This is a genomic window from Streptomyces sp. NPDC013317, from assembly GCF_055563155.1.
Genome location: NZ_JBVHDX010000011.1, coordinates 62446 through 84516, shown reverse-complemented (window position 1 = coordinate 84516; position 22071 = coordinate 62446). Strand labels below are relative to the sequence as shown.

At 72.7% G+C, this 22071-nt stretch carries 21 protein-coding genes and 1 pseudogene; 8 read left to right on the top strand and 14 right to left on the bottom strand.

Annotated elements, in window-relative coordinates; all coding sequences use genetic code 11:
• Window positions 1-16 precede the first annotated feature (16 nt).
• From ACZ3IJ_RS26295 to ACZ3IJ_RS26280, 4 genes are all read right to left on the bottom strand, one after another.
• Window positions 17-1135: a pyridoxal phosphate-dependent aminotransferase gene (locus tag ACZ3IJ_RS26295; protein ID WP_467472056.1), complete on the bottom strand. Its 1119-nt coding sequence runs from the start codon at window positions 1133-1135 to the stop codon at window positions 17-19.
• On the bottom strand, window positions 1132-2052 hold the full coding sequence (gene dapF, locus ACZ3IJ_RS26290) for a diaminopimelate epimerase (RefSeq protein WP_467472054.1): 921 nt from the start codon (window positions 2050-2052) through the stop codon (window positions 1132-1134). Before dapF ends, ACZ3IJ_RS26295 begins: the two co-directional genes overlap by 4 nt.
• A 75-nt stretch (window positions 2053-2127) precedes the next feature.
• Entirely contained in the window at window positions 2128-2814 is a 687-nt protein-coding gene (locus ACZ3IJ_RS26285; RefSeq protein ID WP_467472052.1) for a 2OG-Fe dioxygenase family protein, read from the bottom strand.
• A gap of 56 nt (window positions 2815-2870) precedes the next feature.
• On the bottom strand, window positions 2871-3914 hold the full coding sequence (locus tag ACZ3IJ_RS26280; protein WP_467472050.1) for an iron-containing redox enzyme family protein: 1044 nt from the start codon (window positions 3912-3914) through the stop codon (window positions 2871-2873).
• Window positions 3915-4160: 246 nt separating this feature from the next.
• Here ACZ3IJ_RS26280 and ACZ3IJ_RS26275 point away from each other — a divergent pair, with 246 nt between their 5' ends.
• From ACZ3IJ_RS26275 to ACZ3IJ_RS26265, 3 genes are read left to right on the top strand one after another with little or no spacing between them, the layout of a single operon-like run.
• Complete coding sequence (locus tag ACZ3IJ_RS26275) at window positions 4161-5342, top strand: ABC transporter substrate-binding protein (RefSeq protein ID WP_467472048.1); 1182 nt, start codon at window positions 4161-4163, stop codon at window positions 5340-5342.
• The gene (locus ACZ3IJ_RS26270; RefSeq protein ID WP_467472046.1) at window positions 5339-6052 is read left to right on the top strand and encodes a hypothetical protein; all 714 of its coding nucleotides are present in this window, start codon (window positions 5339-5341) and stop codon (window positions 6050-6052) included. Before ACZ3IJ_RS26275 ends, ACZ3IJ_RS26270 begins: the two co-directional genes overlap by 4 nt.
• A gap of 50 nt (window positions 6053-6102) precedes the next feature.
• Window positions 6103-6876 carry a class E sortase gene (locus ACZ3IJ_RS26265; RefSeq protein WP_467472045.1) on the top strand — a complete coding sequence of 258 codons (774 nt, stop codon included), beginning with the start codon at window positions 6103-6105 and terminating at the stop codon, window positions 6874-6876.
• Here the strand turns inward: ACZ3IJ_RS26265 and ACZ3IJ_RS26260 are convergent.
• The 6 genes from ACZ3IJ_RS26260 to ACZ3IJ_RS26235 all read right to left on the bottom strand — a co-directional run bounded on the left by ACZ3IJ_RS26260 (window position 6873) and on the right by ACZ3IJ_RS26235 (window position 13901).
• Entirely contained in the window at window positions 6873-9668 is a 2796-nt protein-coding gene (locus tag ACZ3IJ_RS26260) for a fumarate reductase/succinate dehydrogenase flavoprotein subunit (RefSeq protein WP_467472043.1), read from the bottom strand. The two genes, ACZ3IJ_RS26265 and ACZ3IJ_RS26260, sit on opposite strands and share 4 nt — an antisense overlap.
• Window positions 9669-9817: 149 nt before the next feature.
• The gene (locus ACZ3IJ_RS26255) at window positions 9818-10573 is read right to left on the bottom strand and encodes an ABC transporter ATP-binding protein (RefSeq protein WP_467472041.1); all 756 of its coding nucleotides are present in this window, start codon (window positions 10571-10573) and stop codon (window positions 9818-9820) included.
• Window positions 10570-11475 carry an ABC transporter permease gene (locus tag ACZ3IJ_RS26250; RefSeq protein ID WP_467472040.1) on the bottom strand — a complete coding sequence of 302 codons (906 nt, stop codon included), beginning with the start codon at window positions 11473-11475 and terminating at the stop codon, window positions 10570-10572. Before ACZ3IJ_RS26250 ends, ACZ3IJ_RS26255 begins: the two co-directional genes overlap by 4 nt.
• A complete protein-coding gene (locus ACZ3IJ_RS26245) occupies window positions 11472-12845 on the bottom strand; it encodes an ABC transporter substrate-binding protein (protein ID WP_467472037.1) in 1374 nt (457 codons plus the stop codon). Before ACZ3IJ_RS26245 ends, ACZ3IJ_RS26250 begins: the two co-directional genes overlap by 4 nt.
• Before the next feature lie 14 nt (window positions 12846-12859).
• Window positions 12860-13087, bottom strand: a complete 228-nt coding sequence (locus ACZ3IJ_RS26240; RefSeq protein ID WP_125741086.1) for a 4Fe-4S dicluster domain-containing protein — start codon at window positions 13085-13087, stop codon at window positions 12860-12862.
• A 46-nt stretch (window positions 13088-13133) separates the two neighbouring features.
• Window positions 13134-13901, bottom strand: a complete 768-nt coding sequence (locus ACZ3IJ_RS26235; RefSeq protein WP_467472035.1) for a GntR family transcriptional regulator — start codon at window positions 13899-13901, stop codon at window positions 13134-13136.
• Window positions 13902-14255: 354 nt separating this feature from the next.
• Between ACZ3IJ_RS26235 and ACZ3IJ_RS26230 the strand changes: the two genes are divergently transcribed.
• Window positions 14256-14573, top strand: coding sequence for a hypothetical protein (locus ACZ3IJ_RS26230; protein ID WP_467472034.1), 318 nt, complete (start codon window positions 14256-14258; stop codon window positions 14571-14573).
• Window positions 14574-14609: 36 nt separating this feature from the next.
• Here ACZ3IJ_RS26230 and ACZ3IJ_RS26225 read toward each other — a convergent pair whose 3' ends face one another.
• The 4 genes and pseudogenes from ACZ3IJ_RS26225 to ACZ3IJ_RS26210 all read right to left on the bottom strand — a co-directional run bounded on the left by ACZ3IJ_RS26225 (window position 14610) and on the right by ACZ3IJ_RS26210 (window position 17912).
• Window positions 14610-15263, bottom strand: coding sequence for a LutC/YkgG family protein (locus ACZ3IJ_RS26225; protein WP_467472031.1), 654 nt, complete (start codon window positions 15261-15263; stop codon window positions 14610-14612).
• Window positions 15260-16693 (bottom strand): LutB/LldF family L-lactate oxidation iron-sulfur protein, encoded by a 1434-nt coding sequence (locus ACZ3IJ_RS26220; protein ID WP_467472028.1) that lies wholly within the window; start codon window positions 16691-16693, stop codon window positions 15260-15262. Before ACZ3IJ_RS26220 ends, ACZ3IJ_RS26225 begins: the two co-directional genes overlap by 4 nt.
• Window positions 16690-17446, bottom strand: a pseudogene (locus ACZ3IJ_RS26215) ((Fe-S)-binding protein). The gene ACZ3IJ_RS26220 and the pseudogene ACZ3IJ_RS26215 overlap by 4 nt, the downstream one beginning before the upstream one ends.
• 13 nt (window positions 17447-17459) lie before the next feature.
• Window positions 17460-17912 (bottom strand): MarR family winged helix-turn-helix transcriptional regulator, encoded by a 453-nt coding sequence (locus ACZ3IJ_RS26210; RefSeq protein ID WP_467472026.1) that lies wholly within the window; start codon window positions 17910-17912, stop codon window positions 17460-17462.
• 113 nt (window positions 17913-18025) lie between these two features.
• On the opposite strand from ACZ3IJ_RS26210, the gene ACZ3IJ_RS26205 reads away from it, so the two are divergent.
• Genes ACZ3IJ_RS26205 through ACZ3IJ_RS26190 form a run of 4 tightly spaced genes read left to right on the top strand, consistent with a single transcriptional unit; the run spans window position 18026 to window position 21968 of the window.
• A complete protein-coding gene (locus ACZ3IJ_RS26205) occupies window positions 18026-19006 on the top strand; it encodes an SDR family NAD(P)-dependent oxidoreductase (protein WP_467472024.1) in 981 nt (326 codons plus the stop codon).
• Entirely contained in the window at window positions 19003-19908 is a 906-nt protein-coding gene (locus ACZ3IJ_RS26200; RefSeq protein ID WP_467472022.1) for an amidohydrolase family protein, read from the top strand. The genes ACZ3IJ_RS26205 and ACZ3IJ_RS26200 overlap by 4 nt, the downstream gene beginning before the upstream one ends.
• 12 nt (window positions 19909-19920) lie before the next feature.
• Window positions 19921-21507, top strand: coding sequence for an acyl-CoA synthetase (locus ACZ3IJ_RS26195; protein ID WP_467472020.1), 1587 nt, complete (start codon window positions 19921-19923; stop codon window positions 21505-21507).
• Window positions 21504-21968, top strand: a complete 465-nt coding sequence (locus ACZ3IJ_RS26190; RefSeq protein ID WP_467472019.1) for a MaoC family dehydratase — start codon at window positions 21504-21506, stop codon at window positions 21966-21968. Before ACZ3IJ_RS26195 ends, ACZ3IJ_RS26190 begins: the two co-directional genes overlap by 4 nt.
• Window positions 21969-22071: the final 103 nt, after the last annotated feature.

The window sequence follows — 22071 nt, the reverse complement described above, 5'->3', positions numbered from 1 at the left end:
GGGGCGGACGGGCCGGTCAGGCGGCCGGAGCCGGCGCCTGACCCGGGAGCGGCGACGCGGGTCTCAGGACCCGCTCCACGCGGCCCAGCCCCTCGGCCACGTCCTCAGCGGAGCGCGCGAAGCAGATCCGGAAGCCGTCGCTGGCCCCGAGCGTCTCGCCGGGCATGAGCAGCACGCCCAGGTCCAGGGCTCTGCGGCACATCGCCAGCGGTTCCTCGCCGGTGGTGAGCCAGAGCCAGGCGAACGGGGTGTCCTCGGGTTCCACGAGGGTCACCGCGTCCGCGTTGCGCCGGGCGAAGTCCCGTACGAGTCCGAGACCCGCGCGGGTGATCTCGCGGTAGGCGCGCAGATGGTCCTCGCGGTGGGCCAGGACGTCGACGGCCAGCGTCTCGCACAGCACCGAGTTGGAGATCGTGGACAGGAACTTGCGCCGGGCACAGAGCTCCACGACGTCCGGAGGCCCGTAGAGCCAGCCGACCCGGAGCCCCGGGAAGCCGTACACCTTGGACAGGCTCGACACCGAGATCACCCGGTCGGCGCCGACCGCCGCGGAGCGCGACAGGTCGAGCGCGTACTCCTCGTCGAGCAGGAGATGCGCCCCCGTGCGGGACGCCAGTGCGAGCAGACCGCGCAGGTCCTCGTCCGCGATGCGCCGACCGGTGGGGTTGCAGGGGCTGTTGGCGACGATCAGTTTCACGTCCGGCCCGGCCGCCGCCTCGGCGGCCTCGATGTCGAAGCTGAGATCCGGGCGGAACCCGACGAGTTCCACCGTGCAGCCGAACTCGGGCGGCACGTCCCAGGACTGCTGCCAGCCCGGTCGGAAGGCGATCACCCGGGACCCGGGCGTCAGCAGCGCTGCGTACACGAGGTAGAGCGCCTGCTGCGCGCCCACGGTGACGAGGACCGACCCGGCAGAGCCGCCGTAGAGGCCGGCGACCGCGGTGCGCAGGGAGTCGAGGCCCCGGTCGTGCCCGTAGTCCAGTTCGAGCCCGGGCGGCACGTTGAGCGCGTCGAGGCGTCCGGGGACCATGTTGCTGTCCCCGAGGTCGATGTCGAAGCGGCCGGCGGCGTCCTCGAAGACCCACTTCTGGATCGGATAGTCGCGCGACTCCCGCGCGTACGAGGAGAGGGTCACCGTACGGTCCCCGAGGTCGCGTCCGCCGGAACGGTCCGGTCGAGCCGGGCGCGGAGGGCCGGAGCGAAGGAGCCGGCGGCGACCTGCTCGGCGTCGCCGGTCATCGTGACCGCGCCGTCCTCGGCGACCGTGATCTCCACGCTGCCGCCGGGCATCCTGACCTCCACCCGGCTGTCGCAGAGCCCCAGTTCGCGGGCGGCCGACACCGCGGCGCAGGCACTGCTGCCGGACGCCGTCACGTATCCGGCGCCGCGCTCGAAGACCTCCAGCTCCATCACGGACCGGTCCGCCATCCGTGCGAACTGCACGTTGGTGGCGTTCGGGAACCGCGGGTGCCGGGCGATCCTCGGGCCGAGCCGCCGGGCGAGGTCCGCGGACGGGGCGTCCACCAGGACCACGGTGTGCGGATTGCCGTTGTACACCGAGGTGACCGTCAGCTCCTCGCCGTCCACGGCCAGCGGCACGCGCACCGCCCGGCCGCCGTACGGGGCGCCGTCCTCCCGGAGCAGGGGCAGATCGGCGGCGTCGAAGCTGGGGCGGCCCATTCCGACCTCCACCCGGCCCTCGGCGGCGTCGACGACCCGCACCGGGCAGTCGCCGGCGGCCGTACGGAGGGTGAACTCGCGCCCGTGGGCCCAGTCACCGGCCTCCTGCGCGGCGAGGTGGAGTGCGAACATCCGCAGGCCGTTGCCGCTTCGGCCGCAGTCGGACCCGTCGGAGTTGTACAGATCGAGCCGGACCGGAACACCCGGGCGGGGCGTCTCCAGCGGCCCGTACAGGACTCCGTCCGCCCCGACGCCCCGGTGCCGGTCGCAGACCAGCCGGATCGCCTCCCGGGTCAGGGGGAAGTCCGTGCTGCGGGGGTCGATCACCAAGTAGTCGTTGCCTGCTGCCTGGTATTTGTAGAAGTCGATCACGGGATGATCTCCCTTGGCTGCTGGGCGCGGCGCCGCCCCGAGGCGTGGTGCCTCACCTCGGGGCGGCACCCGGGATCACTGCTCGGAGAGCGCGGCGGCGTCGTGCTCCTCGCCGTACCACTTCTCCGCCCACCGGGAGAAGGCGATGATCACGATGTCGCGGTGGCCGGGGCCACCGTCGGCGGAGAGGACGTCGGTGACGTCGTGGGCCAGCGCCCGGTCGTCCAGGAGGACGGCCTGACCCGGCTCCAGCGTGCCGCTCCAGAAGGGCTCGTCGGCGCCGGGGTTCCACAGCCGGGTGGTGCCGCCGGCCACGTTGACCTTGTTGAGGATCGCGATCATCACGAACTCGTGGCCGTCGTGGTGCACGCCCTCGGGCGTGAGGGGGCCGGGCTTCTCGCCGTCGGCGCGGGTCCGGTTCTGGTGGACGTTGATCTGCCAGTCCTCGGACCGGTCCAGACCGAGCTCACGGACACCGTGCTCGATGAGCGGGGTGAAGTCCACCTTGATCGGCTCGTAGACACGGCGGATGCCGCCGCCGACCGAGTTGAACTTCTTGTACGTCGTGTAGTCGCGGTGCGCGAGGCGCTCGAACGACCACTCCTCGTCGCCCTGCGGCTTGAGGCGGTACTGCGAGAACCGCTTGAAGCGGGTGCCGTTGCCCATGTACTCGTCGACCGGGCAGTCGTCGTAGCTCGGCAGGATGTCGGCCGAGACCTCCGGCAGGTCGATGATGACGAAGCGTTCGCTGCCAAGGGCCATGATCTCTCCTCCAGAAAAGGGTGGTGTCGTCGGAGTCGGACGTCGGGCGTCCGACGTCAGGCGGCGACGGAGGGCATGCGCTCGTCCAGGTAGGCGGCAGAGGAGTTGAGCCGCCACAGGATGCCGCGCGCGATGGCACGCCGCATGTCCGCGGACTCGGCGGCGGGCAGCACCACGTTGTGGAACCAGCCCTGCGCGTGCTGGGAGTCGATCGTGATGTGCAGCTTGTGGTAGGTGATCCCCACCTCGGGCAGGCCCAGGCGCTCCCAGGCGTGCACGACCTGGACGAAGCGGTCCGGAGCCATCCACTCGGTCATGCCGAGGAAGCCCACGGCCTCGGGGTAGAGCGTGCGGTGACGGCAGAGCATGACCGCGAGGTTGCCGTTGAGCAGCGAGGTGGCGGTGAGCGAGCGGGCGAGCTCGTCCTCGGAGATCTCGAAGACCTCGTAGATCTTGTTGAAGAGGTGGGTGTGGACCTCCTCGGGCTTGCCGTTGCCCATCTCGTCCCAGAAGTTGGCCGCGATCTCCAACTTGGCCGGGCCGGCGGTGCCCACCTGCATCATGGCGAGGAGGTCGTCGAAGCGACCGTCGACGACCGACTCCTGCATCACGTAGTTCCGCAGGTCGTCGTGCGTGGCCGTGTTGCGGATGAACTCGTGGTAGTAGGGGTGCTTGTACACCCGGTGGCCGCGAGCGGTGTTCTTGAGCCAGGTCAGGTACTCCCGCGGCTCCGTGGGGGCGTCCTCGAGGAGGCCCGGCTCGATCAGCCGGTCCTGGGCGGCCGCCGTGGCGGTCTCCAGGAGGCGGACTATCTCGTAGACGACGACGGAGCCCTCGGCGCTCTGCTGCTGCGGGATCTTCGTGTACAGCTGGTAGATCCGGTCGAGCAGGTACTGCTGCGCGTACAGGGCGCCCATGTCACCCCCGGCAGCGGCGGTGTTGATGTCGGCCACCTCGCCCAGGACGCGGCTGCGCTCGCTGCCCGACAGAGCGTCGACCTTCTCAGGAGCGGAACCGAGCCATGCGCACACCCTGTCCACGGTGGACAGGAACGGGTCACCGGATACGGTCGGACCCTTGGAGCCGCCGACTTCAGGCATGTGTTTCCCCTTGGATTCACTGGACGAATCAGATTTCCGACGAAGGCCTGCCGTACCAGACTTGCGGCGATACGTTCTTGCTGGGCCGCGTGGGCGGCGGGCGTTGCCATTCTGCAAGGGGCCCGCTGGACGGAATATGTACGCGCTCTGTACGACCGGACGGGGCACCGGAACCGGCCGGTGAGCGGCTCGGTTACGCTCGGCGCCCCAACGCCCACCGGATCCTCCGTCGGGAGAAGTCACCGCATGAACACGCCATCATCACGAGCCGGAGCGGGGCGGACCGGCGGGCCGTCCGTCCGGGTCGGCGCCCTCGTACCGCTCTCCCGGCCCGGCTGGGTCGAGGCCGGCCGGCACCTGCTCGCCGGACTCGAACTGGCCGTCCAGGACGTCGATGCCGCCGGCGGCATCGACGGACGCCCGATCGAGCTGGTGGTCCGCGACACCGCCGCCGATCCGCGGAGGGCCGAGGCGGCCGTGGACGAACTGGCCCGTCTGGGCGTGGCCGCCGTGGCCGGGGAGTACCACAGCGTCGTCGCGCGCGCCGCCGCCGCGCGGGCGGACGCCCTCGGCGTTCCGTTCCTCTGCTCGTCGGCGGTGCTGGACGCCCTCACCGAGCAGCCGACGGAACGGGTCGCGCGCCTGGCACCGCCGCAGTCCCACGGCTGGCGGACCTACGCGGAGTTCCTCCTCGGCGCGGGCCACAGCCGCGTCGCCGTGGCGGCCGAGCCGAGCGTCTACTGGGCATCCGGAGCACGCGTCCTGCGGGACCACCTCGCTCCCCGCGGTGGCAGCGTCGTCGAACTCGACGCGCGCGCACTCGCGCCCGCGGCGGTCTGCGACCGGCTCGTCGAGCACCGCGCGACGGCCCTCCTCCTGCTGGCCGGCGTCCCGGAGCCGGCCGTGCCGATCGTGAAGGCCGTCCGTCGTGACGCCCGTCTCGCCGACCTCCTGATCGGCGCCCCGGCCGGGCAGCCGGAGTTCGCCGACTGGACGGGGCAGCTCGGCCGGGACGGCGCCGCGATCCCGTTCCTGCGCTACCTGCCCGAGCGTCTCGGTCCCCTCGGCGCCCGTGTCGGAACGGCCCTCCGCGAGCGACTGGGCGAAGCGCCCTCCTTCGTCGCCTTCGAGGGCTACGACACACTCACCGTCCTCGCCGCGATGCTCCGCGCGACCGCCGTCGCGCACGGCACACGAGGAGGCGAAGCCGACCGGGCGCGCCTGATCGAGACCTGGCCGCGCGTCGCGGTCGAGGGCACCCGCGGGACGATCCGCTTCTCCCGCACACCGGGCGTCGGGGTGTGGCAGTGGGACCGGGCGCCGATCCAGGTCGTCGACCGGGACCCGGAGGATCCCGGTCGCTTCCGGATCCTCCACACCGCCCGTAGCCAGGCGGCCGTGCCGGACGGCGACGGAGGCAGCGTATGAACGGGACGAGCGGGGCCGAGCCCCCGTACGGAAGCCTGCGCGTCGAGAAGGCGGACCTCACGCCCGCGCGCTGGCTGGCCGAAAGGCACCCCGGGTACGGTGATTTCGGGACCGTCGCCGGAGTCGCCGCGCCCGGCTTCGCGGCGTACGCGCGCCTCCTCCACCCGGCGGGCCTCGACGACCGGCCGGTGCGCTGGGAGACCGTCGCCGCCGCCCACGGGCGTCGCGTCTCGGCGCTGACCGACTGGTACGAGGTCATCGGAGCCGACCGGTTCTACCAGAACGCGCAGGAGTACGGCCTGCCCGGCGTCTGGGACGAGCACCCCGCCGAAGGCCCCACGCCCCTCGGGGTCGCGCGGGTCCTGGCGCCCGTCCTCGCCCGGCACACCGCTACGCCGGAGCGGTGCTGGTTCGGCCTGTGGGAGGGGTACGGCCGGCGGGAGTGGGCCGGGACTCCCACCTTCCCGACTCCGGAGCGGGACGAGATCCTGCTCTCGGGACCGCTGGCCGACGTCCTGACCCCGCAGCGTGCCGACCCGTACCCGGAACTCCCCGACCTGTGGTGGCCGCAGGACCGCGCCTGGTGCGTCGGCGGTGACGTCGACCTGGTCTCCACCTATGTCGGCGGTTCCGAGGAGTTGATCGGCGAGCTGCTCGTGACGCCCGGACTGGAGACCCACCGCGTGGCGGCGGGGGACCGCGTCGGCTGACCGCCCGCGCCCGGGGTGCCGGGGCGGCGCGCGTGGGCGATCCTGGGGGTATGGGTGCCCAACGCCGCGGGCCCCTGAGCAAGGGCCCGCCGAAGGGCCGGGGTGTGCACCGCGCCCTGGCCGTCGCCGCCGTGGGCGTGGTCGCCGCGATCGTCGCGGCCGTCGCCGCGCTCGTGGGCGGCGCGGGCGGCACGTCCGCCGACGTCCGCAGCGCCCCGGGCACCTCCGTCGACGCCCGCGCCCCGGCCGCCCCCGCAGTCCCCCCGGCCCCCGAGGCCGCGCCACCGCCGCCATCGGAGCCGTCGCCCCGGCCTCCCGTCGCCGCCGAGCTGTCCATACCGGCCATCGGCGTCGAGGACCTGGACGTGCTGCCGTACGAAGGGACGACCGACGACGCGGCCGGCACCCGGATCCAGGACCGTGGGGTCGCCGCCAGCCCGTACGGCGAGCGGGGCGGTGTCGGACCGGGGGACGTCGGCAACTACCTGGTGACCGCCCACCGGCTCTCCGCCGGCGGCCCCCTGCGCGCGCTGCCCTCGGTCGACGTCGGCGACAAGGTGTACGTCACCGCCCGGGGCACCGTGTACACGTACGAGATCGTCGAGACGCGGTCCACGTCCTTCCGCTCGGCCGGCTCGCTCGCCGAGCAGCGGGCCGCCGTACCGGGCGATCCGGGGGAGAAGCCCACCCGCGCCATGATCACCCTCTCCACCTGCGCGACGCCGGAGGACGACGCCGCGGGCAACTTCTGGCGTGACGCCCAGGGCAACCCCGAGCACCGCATCGACAAGATAGGCGTCCTGACCTCGGAGCGGCCCGCCTAGGACGTCGCCCCCGCCGCCGCGGGCGTCGCGGGCGTCGCGGGCGTCGCGGGGCGGGACAGGGCGCGGGAGGCGTGGGCGCGGACGTCGGCGTCGGGATCGGTGACGGCCGTCGCGAGAGCAGCCCGGGCCTCCGGGGCGGCGTGATGGGGGTGCAGCGAGAGGACCGCGGCCTTGCGGACGTCCGCGTTCGGGTCGGCCACGGCCTTGGCGAGCGCGGGGACCGCCTGCCCGGCGGCCGCGGCCCGGAGCGCCGTCGCGGCTCCGGCCCGCACCTGCCAGGCGGAGGCGGCGAGCGCGGCGGCGGCCGACTCCGCGTACGCGGGCGGGCAGCCGGTGACGGCGAGCGCCGCGAAGGCGGCGCCCCTGACCAGCGGGTCCCGGTCGTCCAACAGCGGGAGCAGCGGCTCGGGGGCGGGGGTACGGACGGCCGCCAGGCCGCGGGCCACGGCGACCCGGACCTCGCGGGCGGCGTCGGCGGCGGCGACCGCCAGCTCCGCCACGGCGTCCACCGAGACCAGACCACGGACGGCGTGGATGCGTACGTCGATGTCGGTGTCGGTGAGCGCCCCGGCGTACACGGCGGCGTCGCCGAGGCGCTGCGCGCGCAGCACCTCCAGCGCGGCCGAGCGGACGACCGGGTCGGCCTCGCCCAGCGCCTCCCGCAACGCCGCGCCCGACTCGGCTTCCGCGGGCAGCACTTCGACCAGCTCGCGCAGGGCGGCCGCGGCGGCGTGCCGGACCTGGGGCGCGGTGTCGCGGAGCCGTGCCGCGAGCGCGGGGCCCGCCCCGGCCGGCACGGTCTCCCCAAGGGCGGCGACGGCGGCCGACCGGACGGCCGGATCGGCGTCGGTGAGGTAGGGGCCGAGCGCGGCCAGATCGGGCGAATCCTCGGCGAGGGTGAGCAGGCGCAGCAGGGCCGGACTCGGTCCGCCCGCGGCACCTCCCGCCGCCGGATCCGGTTCCGCCGCCACCGACCGGGCCGTCCTCCCGGCCGCCGCCGGAGCCGCGTCCCGCCTGCCCGCCGTGGCCGTCGGCACCAGCGTCACCTCGCCGAGCCATCGCTCGGGCCCGGCCTCCGGCGCGAACTCCGGGACGGGAACCACGTACGGCTCGATGGGACGGGCCGTGAACTCCATCGCCCCGGAAGGCGACTTGCGCAGATCGACGTGGTGCAGCCAGCCCGAGTCGTCACGCTCCGGGTGGTCGAGCCGCTCGTGGTACAGACCCCAGCGGGACTCGGTCCTGGCCAGCGACGCCCGCGCCGCCATCTCCGCGCAGTCACGGATGAACGACACCTCGGCGCACCGCATCAACTCGTGTGCGGTACGGGCGCCCAGGCCCTCGATCTCCGCCGACATCCGGTCGAAGGCCTCCACCGCGAGGGACAGTTTCGCGCCGGTCTTCGGCGGCGCCACGTAGTCGTTCACGAACCGCCGCAGCTTGTACTCCACCTGCGGCTGCGGCGGTCCGTCCGGGTGGCGCAGCGGGCGGTAGACGAGTTCATGGGCGGCGGTGAGCTGGTCCTGCGGCAACTCGCCCTCGTACGAACGGTACTGGGCCGCGTCCTCACCGGCCAGGTCCCCGAAGACGAAGGCCCCGATCATGTAGTTGTGCGGTACGCAGGCCAGGTCGCCTGCCGCGTACAGCCGGGGCACGGTCGTGCGGGCCTGCGCGTCCACCCGTACGCCCGAGGCGGAGTGCCCGCCGCAGAGCCCGATCTCCGAGATGTGCATCTCGATGTCGTGCGTGCGGTAGTCGTGCCCGCGCCCCTCGTGGAACGTGCCGCGGGTGGGGCGCTCGGTGGTGTGCAGGATCGATTCGACGGCGCTGATGGTCTCCTCGGGCAGATGGCTGAGTTTCAGGTACACCGGGGCCCGGTCCGAGGCGAGTTCGGCCGCGAACTCGGCCATCATCTGCCCCGACCAGTAGTCCGACTCGACGAACCGCTCGCCGTGCCGGTTCACCTGGTACCCGCCGAACGGATTCGCCACGTACGCGCAGGCGGGCCCGTTGTAGTCCTTGATCAGCGGGTTGACCTGGAAGCACTCGATGCCGGTCAGGGCCGCCCCCGCGTGGTACGCCATGGCGTAGCCGTCGCCGGCGTTGGTGGGGTTCTCGTACGTCCCGTACAGATAGCCGGACGCGGGCAGTCCGAGCCGCCCGCAGGCACCTGTGGCCAGGATCACGGCCCCGGCCCGTACGGTGACGAACTCGCCGGTGCGGGTGTTGAACCCGGCCGCGCCGATGGCCCGCCCGTCCTCCGGGTGCGTGAGCACCCGCACCGGCATCACCCGGTTCTCGATCCGGATCCGCTCCCGCATCTCGCGCCGCCGCAACTGCCGGTAGAGGACCTTCTTGACGTCCTTGCCCTCCGGCATCGGCAGCACGTACGAGCCGGAACGGTGCACCTGCCTGACCGCGTACTCACCGTGCTCGTCCTTCTCGAACTTCACCCCGTACGACTCCAGGCGCTGGACCATCGCGAAGCCGCGGGTCGCGGTCTGCCGGACGGTGGACTGGTCGACGATGCCGTCGTTGGCACGGGTGATCTCGGCGACGTAGTCGTCGGGCTCGGCCCGGCCGGGGACGACGGCGTTGTTGACCCCGTCCATGCCCATGGCGAGCGCGCCGGAGTGCCGGACGTGAGCCTTCTCCAGGAGCAGCACGTTCGCGCCGCGCCCGGCGGCCGTCAGCGCGGCCATGGTGCCGGCGGTTCCGCCGCCGATGACGAGGACGTCGCAGGACAGCTCGGTCGCGTCGGCAAGGTCGGGGATGGCCAGAGGGGTGTCCACGGGAAGCCTTTCGGGAGCCTTCGGGCGGGGTCGGGGGTACCGGGATCAGAGGAAGCGAGGGATGCCGGGCCGGAGGGATGCCGGGCCGGAGGGATGCCGGCCGGAGGAATGCCGGGCCGGAGGGATCCCGGACCAGGGAGATACCGGGGTCAGAGGGAGGCGAGGACGCGGCGCCGCAGCTCGGCCGTTTCGGGCGACTGACGCGCGTCCCGCCGGCGCGGTTCCGGCACGTCGAGCACCTGGCCGGAGGGCAGGAGGGCGACCCGGTCGCCGAGGTGGAGGGCCTCGTCGACGTCGTGCGTGACGAAGACGACCGTGGCGCCCGTGCCCCGCAGGATCTCCACGAGGAGGTCCTGCATCCCCGCCCGGGTGTGGGCGTCGAGCGCGCCGAACGGCTCGTCCATCAGGACCGCGCGGGGCCTGCCGACCAGTGCGCGGGCCAGCTGCACCCGCTGCCGCTGGCCTCCGGACAGCTGATGCGGAAGCTTGCCGGCGTGGTCGGCGAGGCCGACCCGCTCCAGCCAGTCGGCGGCGGACCGCCGCCGCTCGTCCCGCGGCACCCGGCGGATCGCCAGGGGCAGTTCCACATTCGCGCGGACGGTACGCCAGGGCAGCAGCGCGTCGTCCTGGAAGACCAGCGCGCGATCGGCCGCCGGTCCCTCGACCGGTTCGCCGTCGTGGGTCACCCGTCCCGCCAGCGGGGCGAGCAGACCCGCGAGGGTGCGCAGCAAGGTCGACTTGCCGCAGCCGGACGGGCCGACCACGGCCAGCAGTTCGCCGGGCGCGACGCGCAGTTCGGCGGCGGCGAACACCGTCGTACCGTCGGCGTGACCGAGCCGTACGTCGTGCAGGGCGAGCTCCGCACCGGCTTGCGCGGGCGCGACGCCCGGGGGCGCGCTGCTCATGAGACCGACTCCTTCTCGACGACGGCTGCGGGTGCGGCATCCGATGCGGACGCGGGTTCGGGCGCGGAGGCGACGGCCGTCCGGAAGGCGGGACGGCGGCGGGGCACCATGCGTGCCGCACCGGACGCCGGGCGCGCGGCCGGCCGTGGCAGCCAGGAGGTGACGCGGCGGCCGAGCAGCTCCACGGCCGTGGAGGTGAGCCAGCCCAGCGCGCCGATGGTGGCCATGCCGACGAAGACGCCCGGATAGTCCACGACCGTGTAGTCCTGCCAGGTGCGGTAACCGACCCCGTACTCGCCGGAGATCATCTCCGCGGAGATCACGCAGATCCACGCGACGCCGATGCCCACCGACAGGCCGCCGAAGATCCCGGGCAGCGCCCCGGGCAGCACCACCGAGAACAGCACGCGCGCCCGGCCGCCGCCCATGGTGAGCACGGCCTCCTCCCACACCGGGGTGAGGGCGCGCACCGCGTGCCGGGTCGAGACGAGGACCGGGAAGAAGCCCGCGGTGAAGGTGATGAACACGATGCCCTGCTCGTTGCTGGGCAGCAGCAGGATCGCGACCGGCACCAGGGCGATGGCCGGTACCGGTCGCGCCACCTCCAGGACCGGGCCCAGCAGGTCGGCGGCCCACCGGGAGCGGGCGACGAACGTGCCGACCGCCACGCCCGCCACCGAGGCCAGCAGGAACCCCACCATGATGCGGCGCAGGCTGTGCCCGAGGTCCTGCCGGTACACGTCCGTGCCGACCCGGTCGGCCGCGGCCGAGGCCACCTCGCCGACCGTGGGGAACTGCTCGAACCGCAGCCACAGGTTGACGTCCAGGGAGGTCAGCAGCTGCCACAGCCCGAGTGCTGCGGCGAGCGAGACCGCCCGCAGCAGCCACCGTCCCGCGCTCATGACGCCAGACCGACGGCGGTCGCGTGATCGACGACCCGCGATCCCGGGTGCGCGTCGACGTACGCCTGCGCGCCGGACGGGGTGACGAAGGCCCGTAGGTCGGCTCCGTCGGCGACCCACACCGCCTTGTCGGCGAACCACAGGGTGCCGGTCACCGCGTCCGGGACGTACGCGGCCCGCACGTCCGCCGCCTTCGCCGCTCCGACCGCCTTCAGCAGGGCCTTCGGGCTGTCGAACGTACGGGTGGTGTTCTGCCCCTTCAGCCACAGCTCGGCCTTCGCGCCGGCCGCCTTCGGGTACGAAGGAGCCTGCGCGGCCCGCTCCAGCGGGGCCCGGTCGACGAAGGCGTCGACGTCGACGTCGCCCACCAGCTTGGCGGCCTTCAGCACCGGCACGTCCTTCTTCAGGGCGTCGATCAACTCCGGGCGGAGCTCCGGGTCGAAGGTGGCGATGCCGTTCGCGCCGTTGTAGAGGTAGACGACCTCGGCGGGCAGCCCGGTCTCCGCGGCGACCGACTCGGCCGCGGCGACCGGCTGTTCCCGCAGATGGTCGGTGGCCCGTCGCTGGGCCTTCAGGAAGTCGTCGAGGACGCCGGGCCGTTCTCCGGCGAACTTCTCCCGGACGGTGACGCCGTGGAAGGTCGGCAGGTTGAGCTCGGCGCCGTCGTACACCGCCTTGGCACGGCCCTGGTACGCCAGCAGCCCGGGCCAGGCCACGAACTGCGACAGGGCGTCGGCGCTTCCGGCGGCCAGCGCGGACGCGCCGACGCTGGGCTGCTGGTTCAGCTTCCGTATGTCCTTGTCGGGGTCGAGGCCCGCGCGCTGCAGAGCCCGTACGAGCGTCCCGTCGGCGGCCGAGCCGACGCTCGTCGACACCTTCTTGCCCCGCAGGTCGGCGAGCGACCGCAGAGACGAACCGGGCCCCGCGACCACGGTGTTGAGGCCGCCCCGGAGGTTGTAACCGGTGACCGCGACCAGCCGGGTGGGCTGCCGCAGCTGCTTGCCCCGGGCCGCGTTGATGAGCAGCGGGAAGTCGCCCATCGAGCCGATGTCGATCTTTCCCGCGGTCATCTGCGCGGTGATCGGGGCGCCGGTCGCGTAGTCCTGCCATGCGACCTTGTAGGTGACGCCGTCCTTCTTCCCGCGCGCCGCGAGCTCCTCCTCGAAGTAGCCGAGCGAGCGCAGCAAGGTGCCCGCGGTGACGGTGTTGATGGTCTTCGACTGGTAGCCGACGGTCACCGTGACGGTGCGCGCGCCGGCCGTGTCGTCGGCGCCCGCCGCGCCGCCACAGGCGGAGACGAGGAGCAGTGCGAGGGAGAGGGGGACGAGCCGGACGGGTGACCGGGTCGGGGAAGTCGCTGTGCCGGGCATGGGAGTCGGGCCTTTCACCGGAGCAGATAGGGCATGTTGACGGTGACCGCGCCGGTGGGACACCGGGCCGCGCAGGGGCCGCAGTACCAGCACTCGTCCACGTGCATGTACGCCTTGCCGTTGTCCTCGCGGATCGCGAGCGAGTCGAGCGGACACATGTCGACGCAGAGGGTGCAGCCGTCGATGCACTTGGACTCGTCGATGGTCACGGGCACGTCGGCGCGTTGCGGCACCAGAGGCATGGCTGTCTCCCGGAAGGTGGTGAAAGAGCTTCGGCGGTGAGGGTGTTCAGAGGGAGCGGTGCAGGACGCCGCTCATGGTGATGCGGTCGCCGCGGAACCGGATGAACTCCAGGTCCACGGGGCGTCCGCCGGGCAGACACGTCAGCCGCTCCAGCATCAGGACGGCGGCCCCGCGGGGGGCCTGGAGCACGGCGGCGGAGTGGGCGTCGGCGTTGACGGCCTCAAGGGTGATCTCGGCATGGCCCAGCGGACCGCCGGTCAGCGATTCGAGGAGCCGGAACACGTCGGTGTTCTCCAGGTCGCAGCCGAGGAGTTCACCGCCGATGTCCATCGGCAGGTACGACAGGTCGAGCGAGAGCGGCAGCCCGTTCAGCCTCCGCAGCCGCTCGATGCAGAGGACGTCCGTGTGCTCGGGCAGGCCGAGCCGGTGCGCCACCGGGCCGGAGGCGGCGACCGGTCCGACGGTGCGTACCTCGTTGGTGACCCGACCGTGCTCGTGCAGGGTCTCCGCCAGGCCCTGGAGCCGGTCCAGGCCGTGCGGGTACTTCTCGCACACCACGACCGTGCCGACCCCCGGCTGCCGTTCGACGAGTTGTTCGCCGCGCAGCAGGTCCAGGGCCTGGCGGACGGTGTTGCGGCTGACGCGGTAGTCGGTGGCGATGGTGTCCTCCAAGGGGAGGACACCGCCCGGGAAGACGCCCGCCAGGATCTGGTGGCGCAGCAGGTCGGCGAGTTCCCGGGCCCGGTCCGCGCGGAGTCGCCGGCGGCGCGCGGCGGCGACCGGGAGGGAGGCGGGGGCGGGTTCGGCTGGCATGTCCGGGAACGTACCGGGGGAGTCGCGCGGATGGTGTTGCGGCCACATTGCGCCACCTGACGCTCCGAATGAACCGCTGTGACCTGCGGTTTCCTCGGCGGGGTGAGCAGATCCGCCACCGGGCGGCCCACCAGGTGGACACCATGTGCCCAGCATGCGGGCGGCTCACCGTCGTTGCGCGCCTCGCGGCCGGGGGCCGCTCGGGGGGCTCGTCGGTCACGATGACGCGGCCACACGCGGGAACAGCGCCTGACCAGGGTTTTCCCGGGCCGGATGCCGGGAACCTGCCCTTTTGCCCATCGTCCCGCCCGCGCGGCGGCCGGGGCGTACCCGAGGTTCCGTCTGGAGGTCGCGATGCTGCTCAGCCACCACATCGACGCAGGAACGCTGTACGTCACGCTGCATGAGGACCTCGACGTCACGAACCGGGCGGCGGCGGCCCTGCTGCTCCAGGCCCTCGTCGACTCCCACCGTCCGGCGGGGGTCGTCCTGGAACTGCCCGCCGGCCCCCCGACCGCCGCGACGCTGAGCGCGGTCGCGCGCGCGAAGCGGATGTGCGACAGCCTCTCCGTCCCGCTGACCCTGGTCGACGGCACGGCGGTCCGAGAACGGCCCGACCGCACGACGGGCCCGCGTGAACCCCTCGCGTACGGCGCGGTGGCCGAGGGCTGACCGAGCCCGCGCCCTACGGAGCGTGCCCGGGGGCGGTCAGGCCGGGAAGTCCTCGACGAGGATCACGTCCAGTCGTCTCGGCCCGTGGACCCCCTCGACGCGGTCGAGTTCGATGTCGCTCGTCGCCGACGGGCCCGAGATCCAGGTCAGGGGGCGTGCCGGGTCGAGGCGGCCGAGTGCCTGCGGTACGGAGGCGACGACCTGCCCGGGGATGCGCACGAGACAGATGTGGTGGTCGGGCACGAGGGTGATGCGGCGGCCGCCCTGGTCGGGTCCGGCGTCGAGGACGATCGTGCCGGTCTCCGCGACGGCGACGGCGCAGCCCGTCACGACGCTGTCGGCCTCGTCGAGGTCGTACGAAGTGAGTTCGGGCCGGTCGTCCACGACCGCCGCGTCCGTACGGCCCAGGAGCGCGCGGGGGAGCCCCACGGGCGCCAGCACCCGGCGCGCGCCGCGCTCGGCCAGCAGGCGTCCGACCAGCTCCGGGAGCGCCTCGGGGCGGCAGCGGTGGACGACGGCCCGGTAGTCCGCCAGGTTCTCTGCCAGCAGGGCGACGGTCTCCTCCGTGTCCCGATCCCCGTGCTCCCGCGCGTAGTTCCGCTCGACGGCCCGGTCGTAGGGCGTGTCGGCCGCGGGCACGTCGGTCAGTGCCTCGCGGATCCGGCGCAGGACCAGTTCCCTGCCGCTCACTCGGAGCCCTCCTTGTGCTCGTGCTCACGCTTCCACCAGCCGCGGAAGCCATCAGCGGGGACCTCGGGCAGGTCACGGCTGTCCGTCCACGCCCGACCGGGACCGGGCAGGCGCGAGGGATGGATCCTCCGGGTGAGGGAGGCGAGGCGCTGACCGGCCGCGTAGACGCCGGGCCGGCCGAATGCCCATGCTGCCGCTCCCATGGCGGCCTTCTCCAGACGGTGGCCCTCGCCCTCGGCGACCTTCTCACGGAGGTGGACGAGGACTTCGGGGATGTCGATGGCGACCGGGCACACGTCGTAACAGGCTCCGCAGAGCGTGGAGGCGTACGGCAGCGAGGCGTCGATCTCGCTCGCGGTGCCCCGCAGCTGGGGGCTCAGGATGGCCCCGATCGGCCCCGGGTAGACGGAGCCGTAGGCATGGCCGCCGGCCCTCTCGTAGACCGGGCAGACGTTCAGACAGGCCGAGCAGCGGATGCAGCGCAGTGCCTGGCGGCCGACCTCGTCCGCGAGGGTGTCGGTGCGGCCGTTGTCGAGCAGGACGAGGTGGAAGGTCCGCGGCCCGTCACCGTCCGTCGTGCCGGTCCACATGGAGGTGTACGGATTCATGCGCTCGGCGGTCGAGGAGCGCGGGAGGGTCTGGAGGAAGACCTCAAGGTCCCGCCAGGTGGGCACGACCTTCTCGATGCCGACGACGGAGATCAGGGTCTCGGGCAGGGTCAGGCACATCCGCCCGTTGCCCTCGGACTCGACGACGACCAGCGTGCCGGACTCGGCGACCATGAAGTTCGCGCCCGAGATCCCGACCTTGGCGCGCAGGAACTTCTCGCGGAGGTGGAGCCGGGCGGCCTCGGCCAGCTCGGCGGGGCTGTCGGTCAGGTTCTCCGGCGCCGGACGGCCCCAACGGCCCATCTCGGAGCGGAAGATGTCACGGATCTCGCCCCGGTTGCGGTGGATGGCGGGTACGAGGATGTGCGAGGGCCGGTCGTGGCCGAGCTGCACGATCAGTTCGGCGAGGTCGGTCTCGTACGCGGCGATGCCCTCGGCCTCCAGCGCCTCGTTGAGCCCGATCTCCTGCGTGGCCATCGACTTGACCTTGACGACCTCGCTCTCGCCGGTGGCCCGCACCAGGCCGGTCACGATCCGGTTCGCCTCGGCCGCGTCCGCCGCCCAGTGGACCGTGCCGTCGGCCCGTACCACCGACTCCTCCAACTGGAGCAGGTAGTGGTCGAGATGGCGGAGCGTGTGGTCCTTGATCCGCTTGCCTGCCTCGCGCAGCTCGGCCCAGTCGTCCAGCTCGGCGACGGCCTTGGCCCGCTTGTCACGGATCGTGTGGGTGGCGTGCCGCAGGTTCGCCCGCAGGGTGGTGTCCCGCACCGCCTCGCGCGCGGCCTCCGGGAAGGCCGGCATGCCCAGGAACGTACCGCTCACGCCGTCGGCTCCTCTTCCGTGCTCGCCAGGATCTCGGCGATGTGAACGGGCCTGACGCCGACCCGGAGCCGGCTCATCATGCCGCCGAGGTGCATCAGACACGAGTTGTCCGCCGCGCACAGGACGTCGGCCCCGGTCGAGACGGCGTTGCGGACCTTGTCGGCGCCCATCGCCGCCGAGACGTCCGGGTTCTTCACGGCGAAGGTGCCGCCGAAGCCGCAGCACTCCTCCTCGCCCGGCAGCTCCACCAGCTCGAGGCCCTTGACCGCCGAGAGCAGTCGGTACGGCCGATCGGCCAAGCCGAGGCCGCGCAGACCGTGACAGGTGGGGTGGTAGGTGACCTTGTGGGGGTAGGAGGGCGCCGACGTCCGTCACGCCGAGGACGTCGACCAGGAACTCGGTCAGCTCGTACGTCTTCGGCACGACCGGCGCCACGGCGAGGGCGAGCCCGTCCCCGCGGCCCTCCGCACGGGCCCGCTCGCCCATGCGCGGATAGAGCTCGCGGACCATGGCGCCGCACGACCCGGAGGGGGTGACGACCGCGTCGTACCCGCCGAAGACCTCGGCGAAGCGCCGGGCGAGCGGCTCGGCCTGCCGCCGGTAGCCGGTGTTGTACTGCGGCTGGCCGCAACAGGTCTGACCCTTCGGGAAGTCGACGTCGACGCCCAGCCGGGTCAGCAGTCGCACGACGGCGCGGCCCGTGTCCGGATAGAGCGTGTCGTTGACGCAGGTCAGGAAGAGAGCGACACGCATCGCGGCTCCTTCGTCAGGCCTCGCCCGCGACGCGCAGCAGCAGGGCGTGCAGCGCCGTGCGTTCGTCGTCGGTGAGCGGGGCGGTCAGCTCGTCGGTGACGCCGCGGCTGGTCCGGTCGGTCTCCCGGAGGAACCTCCCGCCGTCGTCCGTCAGGACGACGATACGGCTGCGCCGGTCGCCGGGGGCGGGACGGCGCTCCACGAAGCCCAGTCGCTCCAGGTCGTCGACGAGGCTGACGATGGCGCTCGGGTCGTAGCCGAGGCTCGTGCTCAACTCCCGTTGCAGGGCGCCCTCCACGGTGGCGAGATAGCGCAGTACCGCGTAGTGGCGCAACCGCACCCCGGACTCCTGGAGTGCCGCGTTGAAGAGCTGCCCCGAACGCAGCCCCAGCCGGTAGAGCAGGTAGCCGGTGTCGGAGTGGAGCGAACGCATCCACGGTTCGTCGGAGTCCATCGACAGGTTCATGCCTCCAGGATGCGCCATCCCCGACGGTTACGACAACTATTGACGTCGACAATTATTGGTCTTAGCTTCCAATCGGCCGCCCCACACCAGCGCCTCCTGTCGAAGGGACACCTGTGTCTTCTCCCGTCTCATCTGCCTCATCTGTCTCTCCGCCCCCTAGCCGGCCAGTCGATCTGCGCGGGAAGGTCGCCGTCGTCACCGGCTCCGGTCGTGGCCTCGGCCTCGCCTACGCCACCGCGCTCGCCCGCGCCGGAGCACACGTCGTCGTGAACGACCTCGACGCCCGGGCCGCCGAACAGGCCGCCGAGACCGTACGGAAGGCGGGCGGCGGAGACGCCGTCGCCGAAACGGTGGCCGTCGGCACCTCCGAGGCCGCCCGGCGACTCGTCGACCGGGCCGTCGACGCCTTCGGCCGGCTCGACATCATGGTCACCAACGCCGGCATCCTCCGCGACCGCGTGCTGTGGAAGATGACCGACGACGACTTCGACACCGTCGTCACCACCCATCTCAAGGGCACCTTCACCTGCGCCCGTGCCGCCGCCGTGCGGATGCGCGAGCAGGGCGAGGGCGGACGTCTCGTCCTCGTCGGTTCGCCCGCCGGACAGCGCGGCAACTTCGGCCAGACCAACTACGCGGCGGCGAAGGCGGGGATCGCCGCCATGGCCCGCACCTGGTCCATGGAGCTGGCGAAGGCGGACATCACCGTCAACGCGATCGTGCCGGTCGCCGCCACCGCCATGACCGAGACGATTCCCGACTTCGCACCGCACGTCGAGGCACTGCGCGAGCGGGGTGTCCCGCTGCCCGGCTTCCTGCGCAAGGGCGAGGGCTTCGGTACCGTCGAGGACTGCGCCGCCCTCGTCCCCTTCCTCGCCTCGGACGCGGCCCGTGACATCACCGGCCAGTGCGTCGGTATCGGCGGCGACCGGCTCACGCTCTGGTCGCACCCGCAGGAGGTCGCCTCGGCCTACACGGACGGCGGCTGGACCCCGGACGCGATCGCCACCGCGTGGCACACCTCGGTCGGCGCGCATCCGCAGACCGTGGGCATCCCCGCTCCCCGCGTGCCGGCCCCCGGGGAGATCCGATGAGCACCCGGACCGCCCCGCTGGAGCGAGGCCCCGTCGACGTCGGCGCCCTCGTCGCCATCGACGTCCACACCCACGCCGAGGTCTCCGCCCACGGGCACGCCTCCCTCGCCGACGAGCTGAACGACGCCTCCTCCGCGTACTTCAAGGTCGCGGGCGACCGCAGGCCCACCGTCCCGGAGATGGCGGCCTACTACCGCGAGCGGAACATGGCCGCGGTCGTCTTCACCGTGGACGCCGAGTCCGCGACCGGCACCCCGCCCGTTCCCGACGAGGAGATCGCCGAGGCCGCGGCCGCGAACGCCGACGTGTTGATCCCCTTCGCCTCCGTCGACCCGTTCCGCGGCAGGGCGGGCGTCCGCCGGGCCCGCCGCCTGGTCGAGGAGTACGGGGTCAAGGGCTTCAAGTTCCACCCGAGCATCCAGGGCTTCTTCCCCAACGACCGGTCCCTCGCCTACGCGCTGTACGAGGTGCTGGAGGAGACCGGCGCCATCGCACTCTTCCACACCGGCCAGACCGGGATCGGCGCGGGCGTCCCCGGCGGCGGCGGGATCCGGCTGAAGTACTCCAACCCCCTGTATGTCGACGATGTCGCCGCCGACTTCCCCCATCTCAAGATCATCCTGGCCCATCCCTCGTTCCCCTGGCAGGACGAGGCGCTGGCCGTCGCCACCCACAAGCCTGGCGTGCACATCGATCTGTCGGGCTGGTCCCCGACGTACTTCCCGCCGCAGCTGGTGCACTACGCCAACACACTGCTGCAGGACAAGGTCCTCTTCGGCTCCGACTACCCCGTCCTGACCCCGGACCGCTGGCTCGCCGACTTCGACAGGCTGCCGATCAGGGACGAGGTCCGTCCCAAGATCCTCAAGGAGAACGCCGCCCGGCTGCTCGGGCTCGTCTGAAGGGTCGCCCCCATGCGCGACAAGGGAACGAACGTGGGCCTCGGCTCCTGGCCCGCCCGCCGGGCCCGCAAGACCCCGCACCGCACCGCCCTGATCCACCAGGGAACGTCCCTGACCTACGCCGGGCTCCACGACCGCGTCGGCCGGCTCGCGGCCTCGCTGCGGCAGCGGGGCGTCCGACGCGGGGACCGGATCGCCTACCTGGGACCGAACCATCCGTCCTTCCTGGAGACGCTGTTCGCCGCCGCACTGCTCGGCGCCGTCTTCGTCCCGCTCAACACCCGGCTCACGCCGCCCGAGATCGACCACCAGCTCACTGACTCGGGCGCGCACACGCTGGTGCACGCGCCCGGACACGCGGACCGGACCACACTGCACCCCGCCCGCCGCCTCCAGGTCGGCGACGCGTACGAGGAGGCCATCGCCTCCGCCGCCGGTCACGTCCCGCCCGAGGAGCAGGTGTCCGAGGACGACGTCTGCATCGTCATGTACACCTCGGGAACCACCGGCCGTGCCAAGGGCGCCATGCTCACCCATGCCAACCTCACCTGGAACGCGGTCAACGTCCTGATCGACACCGATCTGCGCGCCGACGAACGGGCCCTCGTCACGGCCCCGTTGTTCCACACCGCTGGCCTCGGCATGCTGGCCCTGCCCGTGCTGCTCAAGGGCGGCACCTGTGTCGTGGTGGAGCAGTTCGACGCGGACGCCACCCTGGACCTGGTGGAACGCCACGGCATCACCTCGATGTTCGGCGTCCCCACCATGTACGAACTGATGGCCCGCTCGCCGCGCTGGGCGCACGCCGACCTGTCGTCGCTGCGCACCCTCAACTGCGGCGGCGCCCCGGTCCCCGGCCGGCTCATCGCCGCGTACCGGGAGCGTGGACTCCGCTTCCAGCAGGGGTACGGCCTGACCGAGGCCTCGCCCGGTGTGCTCTTCCTCGACGCCGAGCACGTCGTCGGCAAGGCCGGCTCCGCGGGTGTCCCGCACTTCTTCACCGACGTCCGGATCGTCGGGCCGGACGGGAGCGACGCCCCGCGGGGCGAGACCGGCGAGGTACTCGTCCGCGGCCCGCACGTGATGTCCGGCTACTGGGGACTGCCCGAGGCGAGCGCCGCCGCCTTCAGCGACGGCTGGCTGCGCACCGGGGACGCCGCCGCGGTCGACGCCGACGGCCATGTCACCATCAACGACCGCATCAAGGACATGATCATCTCCGGCGGCGAGAACGTCTACCCGGCCGAGGTCGAGGACGCGCTGCTCGTCCACCCCGACGTCGCCGAGTGCGCCGTCATCGGCGTACCGGACGCGAAGTGGGGCGAGGTGCCCCGGGCGTTGCTCGTGCCGCGCCCCGGAGCCGCGCTCGACGCGGAGGCGGTCCTCGCCGGGCTCGCGGGGCGGCTGGCCGCGTACAAGATCCCCAAGAGCGCCGTCGTGGTGGACGCCCTGGCCCGCACCGCCTCCGGAAAGCTCCACAAGCCCGAACTCCGCCGCCTCCACGGCGGCTTCGCCCCCGAGAGCCCCGTACCCCCCGAGAACCCCGTACCCCCCGAGAACCTCGAACCCCCCGAGAACCATGAGGAGAACCCCGCATGACGACCACCGTGAACGGCATCGACGAACTCCGGGAGCTCGTCCTCCTGAACGACGGCGACCTCGGCACGAGCGACTGGCTGGAGATCTCCCAGCAGCGGATCGACACCTTCGCCGACGCCACCGACGACCACCAGTGGATCCACACCGACCCCGAGCGCGCGGCGGCCGGCCCCTTCGGTGCGCCGATCGCCCACGGCTGTCTGACGCTGTCCCTCTTCATACCCCTGTTCACCGGACTGCTCGACGTCCGGGGCGTCACCACGAAAGTCAACTACGGCTTCGACAAGGTCCGTTTTCCGGCGCCGGTCCCCGTCGGCTCCCGCATCCGCCTCGTCGGCCGCCTCGCCTCGGTCGACGAGGTTCCCGGGGGCGTGCAGACAGCCGTCGACGGCACGATCGAGAGGGAGGGCGGCACCAAGCCCGCGGCGGCCCTGCGCTTCCTCTCCCGCTTCTACGCCTGACGACACGCGTCCGACCGGCGACACGGGCCGCCCCCTCCCCTTCAGGGAGGGGGCGGCCCTCAGGCGGTTCGGCGGCCCGATGCGGCGGCCACCGGGCTCATGC